At 69.8% G+C, this 9,305-nt stretch carries 9 protein-coding genes; 2 read left to right on the top strand and 7 right to left on the bottom strand.

All coding sequences use genetic code 11. From position 1 onward, the window contains the following. Window positions 1-474: 474 nt before the first annotated feature. From AC5L38_RS43720 to AC5L38_RS43690, 7 genes are all read right to left on the bottom strand, one after another. Entirely contained in the window at window positions 475-735 is a 261-nt protein-coding gene (locus AC5L38_RS43720) for a hypothetical protein (RefSeq protein ID WP_495248730.1), read from the bottom strand. 293 nt (window positions 736-1,028) lie between these two features. Next, on the bottom strand, window positions 1,029-1,694 hold the full coding sequence (locus tag AC5L38_RS43715; protein WP_495248729.1) for a phosphatase PAP2 family protein: 666 nt from the start codon (window positions 1,692-1,694) through the stop codon (window positions 1,029-1,031). A gap of 40 nt (window positions 1,695-1,734) precedes the next feature. Continuing rightward, entirely contained in the window at window positions 1,735-2,421 is a 687-nt protein-coding gene (locus tag AC5L38_RS43710) for a phosphatase PAP2 family protein (RefSeq protein ID WP_495248728.1), read from the bottom strand. Window positions 2,422-2,721: 300 nt separating this feature from the next. Then, complete coding sequence (locus AC5L38_RS43705) at window positions 2,722-3,105, bottom strand: hypothetical protein (protein ID WP_495248727.1); 384 nt, start codon at window positions 3,103-3,105, stop codon at window positions 2,722-2,724. A 390-nt stretch (window positions 3,106-3,495) separates the two neighbouring features. Continuing rightward, window positions 3,496-5,103: an ABC transporter permease gene (locus AC5L38_RS43700; RefSeq protein WP_495248726.1), complete on the bottom strand. Its 1,608-nt coding sequence runs from the start codon at window positions 5,101-5,103 to the stop codon at window positions 3,496-3,498. Beyond that, on the bottom strand, window positions 5,100-6,005 hold the full coding sequence (locus AC5L38_RS43695; protein WP_495248725.1) for an ABC transporter ATP-binding protein: 906 nt from the start codon (window positions 6,003-6,005) through the stop codon (window positions 5,100-5,102). Before AC5L38_RS43695 ends, AC5L38_RS43700 begins: the two co-directional genes overlap by 4 nt. 459 nt (window positions 6,006-6,464) lie before the next feature. Beyond that, a complete protein-coding gene (locus AC5L38_RS43690) occupies window positions 6,465-6,923 on the bottom strand; it encodes a GbsR/MarR family transcriptional regulator (RefSeq protein ID WP_495248724.1) in 459 nt (152 codons plus the stop codon). A 613-nt stretch (window positions 6,924-7,536) separates the two neighbouring features. Here AC5L38_RS43690 and AC5L38_RS43685 point away from each other — a divergent pair. Both AC5L38_RS43685 and AC5L38_RS43680 read left to right on the top strand, forming a co-directional pair. Continuing rightward, on the top strand, window positions 7,537-8,682 hold the full coding sequence (locus AC5L38_RS43685) for an FAD-dependent monooxygenase (RefSeq protein WP_495248723.1): 1,146 nt from the start codon (window positions 7,537-7,539) through the stop codon (window positions 8,680-8,682). Window positions 8,683-8,908: 226 nt separating this feature from the next. Next, window positions 8,909-9,244, top strand: a complete 336-nt coding sequence (locus tag AC5L38_RS43680; RefSeq protein WP_495248722.1) for an ArsR/SmtB family transcription factor — start codon at window positions 8,909-8,911, stop codon at window positions 9,242-9,244. Window positions 9,245-9,305: the final 61 nt, after the last annotated feature.

Below are 9,305 nucleotides of genomic sequence, written 5' to 3'. Positions count from 1 at the left end.
AGGGCGGTGATCCGGCGGCACCTGGGGTGCATCGGCGGTCTTTCAACTGCCGACAAGACGATGGTGCACCAGTGAGCGCCGCGCGACGCCCCGGTCTCGGCGGCGCGAGAATCCGGGAGTGCGACCTGCCCGGGAACGGGCGGGGATGCGGGAGTGTGCCGGGATACGGGAGGGTGGCCGATCGGCGAGTGCGTCCGGACTCGCGAGGGTGACCGGGAAGATGTGCTCGGATTCGGGAGATCCGAAAGATTCAAGGGAGTCGAGGGGTCCGAGCCGACGACCGAAGAGGTGTGTCCGGATCCGAGAGGGTGGACGACCTGGGAGGCGTCCGGATCCGTGACAGCGGCTGATCAGCGAATATGACCAGGTCGGTCAAGGAGCGCGATCCGCGAGAGCCCAGAGGCGGCGCGCGATCGCCGGGGAGCCGAGCCGCCGCGTGCGCTCCCCGCGCCGCGACCGCTCCCCGAGGTGTGGCTAGGCGACCACCATCGAGTTCTGGCCCGCGGGCATGTTCTGCTGGGCGTGGGTGGGCTGCCGGTGCGAGACGGGCTGCTCCGCGACGGGCTGGGGCTGCTGCTGCCGCTGGGCGGCCTGCTCGACGGGGGCCTGCTCGGCGGGGCAGGTGCAGTAGCCGTTGGTGAGGATCAGGCGACTTCGCTGCGTTGTGTAGTTGCGGGAGTCGGTGGCGAGGAGAACGCCCGAACATTTGTGGCAGACGACGGACTGGTGATCCATGGGCCCGGCTTCCTTCCTTGAGGGTAGCCGTCGAACGTCTCTCGGTCCGGCCGGCTGGCTGCTCGTGCCCCGACGGGAGGACTTGAATCCTCCCAACGAGGCTTCCATCTTACTTCGTAGCACATAGTGATCTTTGAGCCACACGAGGTGACAGACGTGAACCCTGGTGGTGCTGCTTCACAACGGTCTCATGCGAAGCGACCCGGCGGGTGGCGAATGTCCCTCTCTCGCCCCCGCCGATCCTCGTCGCAGCGATCTTCGCCACCCCGGAGCCCCGATACGGGCGGGGATCGCTACACGCTCAGAACTTTTTTCTTTTTTTCCTCGATCACCGGCCGGAACAGCAGCGCGTTGGCGGCCACCGCGATGCAGACCAGGCCGAGCAGGAAACCCCAGCTCACGTCGCTCAGGTGGTGCATGCCGCGGTACATGCGCGAGAAGGCGATGCCCAGCGGGATGCCCAGGCCGATCACCCACCACAGCACGTTCAGAATCTTGAAGCGGTGGGTGTGGATGGTCAGCACCAGGGCGACGCCGCAGTAGAAGGCGACCGCGGCGCTGGTGTGCCCCGAGGGGAAGCTGGAGGTGGGGGGAGCGGGGTCGAGGTGCTCGACGGCGGGCCGCTTGCGCTGGGCGAAGACGGTCGCCAGCAGGAAGATCGCCGACTGCGAGAAGACCGCCAGCGCGAGGAAGATCGACTCGTTCCAGCGCTTGAAGGCCAGCCGGAAGGCGATGACCAGCAGGGCGGTGGCAGTGATGATCACCGGGGTGTCGGACATGCTCGAGATCACGTCGGTGATCGAACTCCAGTAGGCCGTACGGTCCCCGGCCAGTTGCGCGTTGACACCCTCGTCGTTCGCGATGAGGGTCGTCGTCTGCAGGACCTTGGTGATGAGGAGCCCGACGCCGATCGTCAGCACGGCCATGATGGCCAGTGGCGCCAGGATGAGGCGTGTCACGCCTTTGAAATCCACCGACATTTTCGACATGAGGCGCCTGCTACCCCGAATGGCTCCCTCGGAACGCCTCGGGTTCGACGCCTTCCATGTGCGGTTCGGCGGGCTTGCGGCCCTCTCCCCGGCGCCAGGTCTCGAACCCCGCCGCCGCCCCCACCACGACCACCACGCCCAGCGCGACCCCCGCGATCACGTCACTGGTCCAGTGGACGCCGAGCGCCACCCGGCTGTACGCGACGAACACCATGATGGCCGTGGCGACGCCCCAGACGGCGATCCGCGAGGCCGTGCTGCGCAGGAAGGGCAGCAGGATGAGCACGAGGATGCACGTGCCCAGCGCCGCCCCCATCGCGTGCCCGGAGGGGAAGGAGGCGCCGGGCGCCCAGGCCACGGGATTCGGCAGGTCGGGCCTGGCGCGGTCGACGATCCCCTTGATCGCGAGGTTCAGCAGGCCGCCGAAGGTGATCGTGGCGACGGCCCAGATCGCCAGGCGCGGCGCGCCCCGGCGCCAGAGCCAGACGGCGGCCAGCACCACCAGCACACGCCACGTCCAGGGGCCGAACACCTCGGTCCCCACCCTGAGGAAGGCGGTGTAGCCGGGGTTCTCCAGCGCGTGGGCGTGCAGGCTCAGGGCGATGCCCTCGTCGAGACCCGTGAGCGGGGTGGAAGAGGTCCTCACGAGCACGAGCAGGATCACGAACGGCACGGTGAAGATCGCCACTGCCGCCATCGCCATCGTCAGGCGTACACCCAGCCGCAGGTCAGCGGCATGATCGTCGGAGTTCCTGTGAGGTGGGGGTTTACCCTCGGCAAATCTGACCATCGTTCATGGCTACCCGATCCCTCGCGAATATTCCCCGCACGATATGTGAGGAACCGGTCCGGCGGGGCCCGGAGCGCGTGAGATCCAAGGATACGGAGGCCGCGAACCACCGGAGGCCCGAGCCGTTCCGGGTCCTCTCGGGCCGCGTGCCGGCTCGTCCGGCCCGTTCTCGCGCTGCGGCGTCGTCGGACCGCTCACCGGGTCCTCTCAGGCCGCGTGCCGGGGTTCGCGGCGGGTTGTCCAGCGAAGGACGTCGCAGTGCCGCCGCTCGGCCTCGGCGAGCGCCGCGTCGTCCGTGTAGGCGTCGAGGACGGCCCGCAGCCACGGCATCTGCTCGGTGACGTCGTCCCACGCCTGGGAGGGGTCGTCGAGGCCCAGTTCGATCAGCGCGTCCAGGTGCGCGGCGTAGGCCGTCCACCACTGGCGGCTCAGCTCGGAGAGGAACCCGCCCAGCCCGCCGAACTCCCGCTGGATCTCCGCGTCCCACCAGGCGGGGATGGTGACGTCTCCGGTGTCGGCGAGGTCGCGGAGCACGAGGTTGGCCAGGGTGCGGCGGCGTCGGGCGATGGCCGAACGTGACAGGATGCTCATAACGCCCACCCTGCCAATCCTCGTTTGCCGAATGCTCAACGATGTGTTGACGGTGATGTCCGGCCGAGGTCGCCGACACCATCGTGATTCCCGGCGATAGTCGTCACCAAGATTGTCTTGGGGTGTTGCCTGAAGGCGTCTGAGCTTCCCCCCGCAGGGCGGACACCTCGCGAGCCTGACAGGAGGTAGAGCGCGGCGTCTCAAGCCCGGTCTCATAGTGTCTGAAGGGCACGTCGACCTGTCGACGCACCGTGGCGCTCGGCTCTCGCACCAAGACCCGGCCCGGTGAGAGAGCGGCGGCTACACTGCCCGATCAACCGGCACGCCGGCTCCGGACGCTCGTTCCCCTCCTCCCAGGATCTGGCAGCGGCCCGAAGACAGAGCGAACCGTCAGCCCTCCTGCAGGTCACGTCGCTGGAAGGCGGTGATCCCGGCGACCAGGAGCGCAGCGGTGACCACGCCGAGACCCAGCAGCGGACCGGCGCCCACGGGCTGGCTCAGCGGCTGCGGGACGTGGGCGAAGGGAGACAGGTTCATGACCCAGTCGTCCAGCTGAAGCAGTTCGCCGAGCTGGGCGAGCAGGGCGAAGGCCAGCAAGGCCGCCCACGCCAGCGCGGTCAGCCGGGGCAGCAGCCCGAACAACAGCATCGCGATCGCGGCCAGGGTCCAGGTGGCGGGCGCCTGCACCAGCGCCGCACCCAGCATGCGCGCGGCCTGAGCGGCCGGTTCGCCGATCCGCAGGCCGTGCGCGAGCCCGGCCGCCAGCCCTCCCACCGACAGGATCAGGGCACTGCCGCCCAAGGCGATGCCCAGGTGGCTGAGGCTCCATCGGCGGCGGGTCACGGCCGTGGCCAGGACCGGTCCAGCCCGCAGCGCCAACTCCTCATCGCGCAGCCGCAGCGTCGCCTGGACCGCGTAACCGCCGGCGACCAGGCCCAGCACGCTCAGCTCGGCGGTCAGGAACGCGTCGGTCAGCGCGTCGGTGCCGCCGAGCTGCGCCAGGAGGGCGGCCAGTTGCGGGTTGTCGCCGACGATGTCACCCATGCTGTGGGCCAGGGCGCCGAACAGCACGCCCGCGACCGTGAAGCCGATCGCCCAGCCGAGCAGGCCACCGCGCTGCAACCGCCACGCCAACGCCAAGGGACCGGCGAGATACGGGCGGGCCTCCGGCAGGCCCGGGCGCGACGGCAGAAGTCCGGCGCCGAGATCGCGCCGCCTGGCCGGCAGCGCCGCCGCGGCCACCAGCGCCAGGGCGGTGACGGCGAGCAGCGCGACCACCCACCAGCGCTCGCCGGCGAAGGCCCGCACCCGCTGCGCCCACCCCAGCGGGGACGACCAGGCAAGCGCTTCCACCTTCGCGGCGTCACCCAGCGCCCGCAGCAGGAACGCCACCCCGAGCACCGCGCAGGCCAGGGCGTTGGCGGTGCGCGCATGCGTGGTGAGCTGGGCGGCGACGATCGCGACGCCGGTGAACACCCAGCCTGTCCCGCCCACCGCCGCGCCGAAGGCCAGCGCACCTGCGACGGGCAGCCCTTGGCCGGCCAGGCCCACCGTGATGAGCAGGGCGATGAGCACGTTCGCGGCGGCGGCCACGAGCACCGCCGCGCCCGGGACCGCCTGGCGGCCCACCGCGCAGGAGCCGACCAGCTCGGCGCGGCCGGTCTCCTCCTCGGCGCGGGTGTGCCGGGTCACCACGAGGATGCTCATCAAGGCGGCCAGCACCGCGGCGATGGTGGTGGCCCGCCACGCGGTCAGCCCGCCGATCGAGGTGGCGTCGAAGACCGGTCCGGTGAGCGCCTGCAGGGCGGGGGCCGCGCCGACGGTGACGCCCAGCGCGATGCGCTGGCTGGCTTGCGGATACAACTCGGCGATGGCCGAGGCGCTGACGGTGATGAGACCGGCGATCACGACGATCCAGACGGGCACCAGGACGCGGTCCCGGCGCAGCGCCAGCCGCACCAGCGTCAGCGTGCCGGTCATGCCGTTCATGCCGTTCATGCCGCGGCCTGGTAGTGGCGCAGGAAGAGCTCCTCCAAGGTGGCCGGCCGGCAGGTCAGTGCGCGCACGCCGGCGTCGGTGAGCAGGCGCAACACCGCCTGGAGATGTTCGCCGTCGACCTGGAAGCGGACCTGGGACCGGACCGGGGAGCCGCTGACGGTCAGGCCGTGCACGCCCGCCAGATCGTTCAGGCCGTCGGGGACATGGTCGAGTTCGGCGTCGATGGTGGCGCGGGTGAGGTGGCGCAGCCCGGCCAGGGTGCCGGTCTCCACCGTCCGCCCGTCGCGGATGATGGTGACCTGGTCGCAGAGCGCCTCGACCTCCGACAGGCTGTGGCTCGACAGCAGCACTGTCCGGCCGCGGGCGCGTTCCTCGCCGACGACCTCGCGGAAGGTGGCCTCCATCAGCGGGTCCAGGCCGGAGGTCGGCTCATCGAACAGCAGCAGCTCGACTTCGGAGGCCAGCGCGGCGATCAGGGCCACCTTCTGGCGGTTGCCTTTCGAGTAGGCGCGGCCCTTCTTGGCGGGGTCGAGGTCGAAGCGTTCCAGCAGCGCCGCCTTGCGTTGCCGGTCGAGGCCTCCGCGCAGCCGGCCGAGCAGGTCGATGGCCTCGCCGCCCGACAGAGTGGGCCACAGCACGACGTCGCCGGGCACGTAGGCCAGCCGCCGGTGCAGCTCGACGGCGTCGCGCCACGGGTGGCCGCCGAGCAGTTCGGCGTGGCCGGCGTCGGCGCGTAGCAGGCCGAGCAGGATGCGCAGGGTGGTGGTCTTGCCCGAGCCGTTCGGGCCGAGGAAGCCGTGGACCTCGCCGGTCCGTACGGTGAGGTCGAGCCCGTCCAGGGCGCGGGCCTTGCCGAAGTGTTTGGTCAGGCCACTGACGACAATGGCAGGGCTGTTCGCCACGGGGCGCCTCCACGAACCGGTCCGCTATGACATTGCCGACCAGACTTCCCGGCGCTCCGATGACGACAGTAACAGCGCCTCCGGTTGTCCACCAGATGGCGGCGGCCTCACCTTTCGGTCTCTGTGTTCTGACCCTCGTTGCCGCGCCGCCTGGAGGTCTCCACAACGCATATCCGCCGGCTGCGAGCCGACAACCCGCGACTTCGCGACGCATCCGCCCGAGCACCTGGCGAGCGCCGCGCCGACGAGATCCTGAGACAGATCGCAACTTGCGACACGCCGGAGCGCGTTTTCGCCGAACGTGCCGGACCTTGCCGGCAGGCCAACTCCGCGATCGTCGTCGACGCTACTGTCCACACTGCATCACCCCAGGTCAGAAGTAGAATGAAACTCGGGTCCCGATAAAGCTCCGACATGATGCGCATCGGCCCTGGCCAAGCGGAATCGGCCGGATTGGGGTCAGCCGGTCTGCTGGTGCCAGCGGTCCAGCAGGGCGGGCAACTCGCCGAGCAGGAAGTCGTAGAAGGCGTGCATCTGCGCCAGGCGCTGATGGGCGAGATCGCCTTCATCGGTGGTGGCGATTGCGGCGGCCGCAGCCTGCAGCATGGCCTGGATGACGGTGTTCTGACTGGTGAACAGGATGGCCCACGCGTCATCGCGGAGCCGGTAGTGCTCGCGGCGGCTACCGGGTGAGGGCAGGCGTTCGATCAGGCCGACCGCCAGCAGGGATTTGATCGCACCGGAGACCGAGCCCGCGCTGGCCTCCAGCCGCTCGGCGATCTCGCCGGCGGTGACGCTGTCCTGGTCGGTGAACAGGAAGAACGCCAAAGTGCGCGCGGCCATGCGCTGGAGCCCGCCCTCGGTCAGGGTCAGGGCCAGCCGTTCCGCCGCTTGCCATTGCTCATGCCGGTCGTTCACACGCTCTCCTCCTTGAGGGAAATAGGGTACCGAACACTCTGACTGTTCAGAAATTTCCGAAAAGTGGGTATAGTCCTCGTGTCGGCCTCTCGCGAGAGGTTCGATGGTGTGCCGGGAAGCCTGGTCGGCGATGGGACAGCTCATCTACGTCGCCAGGAAGGTGACCGGCTATGACCCTGCCCAGCCGCCTGTACGGGGTGCGCCCCGCTCTCCGGTACCGGGTGCGCGTGCGGCGCAACGTGGAGATTCCGGCCACCGATGGCGTGCGGCTGCCGGCCGACCGCACCGACCCCGAGGCCGTACGGCCGGCGCTGGGCCACGGGGAGTGGGACGCGGTCATCGACACCTGGGCCTGGGCGCCGCGGGTGGTGCGCGACACCGCCCGCCTGCCGGCCGGCCGGACAGGGCATTACGGCTACGTCTCCAGCCGCGGCGTGCACCGCTGGCCCTGGCCCGCGCACGCCGACGAGCACGCACCCCTGGTCGACGGCGACCCCGCCGGCACCGACGATGCCGACTACGCCGCCGCCAAGCTCCCCCGACACCTGGCTCGACGCCGCCGCCGAACAGCGGCTGCTCAACCACCCCTCACGTTAAGGAAGACACGACCTTCATGCGCGCCATCATCATCGGAGCGGGCATCGCCGGCCTGGCCACCGCCCTGCGCCTGCACCAGATCGGCTGGGACACCCTCATCGTCGAACGCGCCCCGGCGCGGCGCGGCGGCGGCTACGCCGTCACCTTCGGCGGCATCGGCTACGACGCCGCCGAGCGCATGGGCATCTTGCCCGACCTGCTCAACAAGGGCTTCATCACCGACGAACTCGTCTACCACAAACCGAACGGCGAACGCCGCTTCGCCCTCGACCGCGCCACCATCCTCGCCACCACCGGCCCCCGCTCGATCACCATCCTGCGCGGCGACCTCGAAGCCGTCCTGTACGAGAAGGTCAAGGGCCACGCCGAAATCCGCTTCGGCACCACCCTGACCGCCGTCGACCAAGACAGCCACGCCGTCCGCGTCACCTTGACCGACGGCGGTATCGAGGAGGGTGATCTGCTGATCGGCGCCGACGGCCTGCACTCGGCCACCCGCGCCCTGCTGTTCGGCCCGGAAGAGGACTTCCTGCTCGACCTGGAACACAAGGTCGCCGTCTACATGCTCGACAAACGCCCCGCCACCATCGCCATCGGAGCCACCGGCACCCTGTCCTCGCGCGGCCGCACCGCCGCCTTCATCAGCGTCCCCGACGGCCGCAACGTCGCCTTCTTCGGCTACCGCACCAGCCACGCCCGCCCCGGCGAGGACGCTGCCACCGAACTGCAACGCGTCTACGGCGACCTCGGCTGGGTCATCCCCGAAGCCCTGGCCGGACTCAAACGGGCCGATTCAGTCTACTTCGACACCATCAGCCAGGTCGTCGCACCGTCCTGGAGCAAAGACCGGGTGGTCCTGCTGGGCGACGCCGCCTGGTGCGTCACCCTGTTCGCCGGATACGGCTCCGCGCTGGCCGTCGGCGGCGCCGACCGCCTCGGCACCGAACTGGCCGCCCACCCCGGCGACGTGCCCGCCGCGCTGGCCGCGTGGGAGGCCGCCATCCGACCCGAAGCCGAACGCAAGCAGCAACTCGGCCGCCGCGTCAAAGGCGTCTACGCCCCCACCAGCCCGCTGCTGCTGTGGCTGACCCAGCTGCCGCTACGCCTGACCACGCTCCCGCCAGTGCGCCGCCACATCACCCGCCGCTTCATCAAAGGCTGAGCCGGCGGCCTTGAACCGCGCCGGGTTTCATGGACTCTGATGTACCCCGAGGTCGGTGGAGTCGGCTTGGTCGACTCTCATGCCGACTGGACGTTCGGATAGAGCATCTCGTACTCGATGGGGGTGAACATCCTCAGGCCACTGTGTCGTCGTTGCCGGTTGTGGAAGATCTCAAGGTGGAAATAAGTGTTCCTTCTCTGCTTTCATCGAATATCGTCGATATTCGATGAAAGCAGAGAAGGAACCTCTAGGGCGGGCCGAGGCCAAGGAGTACGCGAGCTGGTTCAGGGCGCTGGCAGACGGCACCCGCATCCAGATCGTGTCGTTGCTGGCCCGTCGGCGCGAGCCGATGAGCGTCGGGGAGATCGTCGCCGCCGTCGGGATCGGTCAGTCGACGGTGTCGCACCATCTGAGGATCCTGTCGGAGGTGCGGTTCGTCCTGGTGGAGCGGCACGGCACCTCCAGCCTGTACCGGATCAACGAAGAGTGCGTGAGCTGCTTTCCCACCGCCGCCGACGTGGTGATGGGCAATCCCGTTCCCGCGATGCCCGCCTGCCGGTAGGAGCCCGCCATGGCACACGACGAGGTCGTCGACCGCTACTCCGGCCTGGCCCGCGCGGTGC

The organism is Streptosporangium nanhuense (assembly GCF_059358815.1).
The sequence above is the reverse complement of the archived record's forward strand: the minus strand, read 5'-3'. Positions and strand labels throughout refer to the sequence as shown.

What these genes read in the sequence shown, in the direction of transcription:
- AC5L38_RS43680 (WP_495248722.1), top strand. Translation starts at nt 8,909, where the DNA reads ATGAAAGCAGAGAAGGAACCTCTAGGGCGGGCCGAGGCCAAGGAGTAC.
- AC5L38_RS43705 (WP_495248727.1), bottom strand. Translation starts at nt 3,105, where the DNA reads ATGAGCATCCTGTCACGTTCGGCCATCGCCCGACGCCGCCGCACCCTG.
- AC5L38_RS43720 (WP_495248730.1), bottom strand. Translation starts at nt 735, where the DNA reads ATGGATCACCAGTCCGTCGTCTGCCACAAATGTTCGGGCGTTCTCCTC.
- AC5L38_RS43685 (WP_495248723.1), top strand. Translation starts at nt 7,537, where the DNA reads ATGCGCGCCATCATCATCGGAGCGGGCATCGCCGGCCTGGCCACCGCC.
- AC5L38_RS43700 (WP_495248726.1), bottom strand. Translation starts at nt 5,103, where the DNA reads ATGAACGGCATGAACGGCATGACCGGCACGCTGACGCTGGTGCGGCTG.
- AC5L38_RS43710 (WP_495248728.1), bottom strand. Translation starts at nt 2,421, where the DNA reads ATGGCGGCAGTGGCGATCTTCACCGTGCCGTTCGTGATCCTGCTCGTG.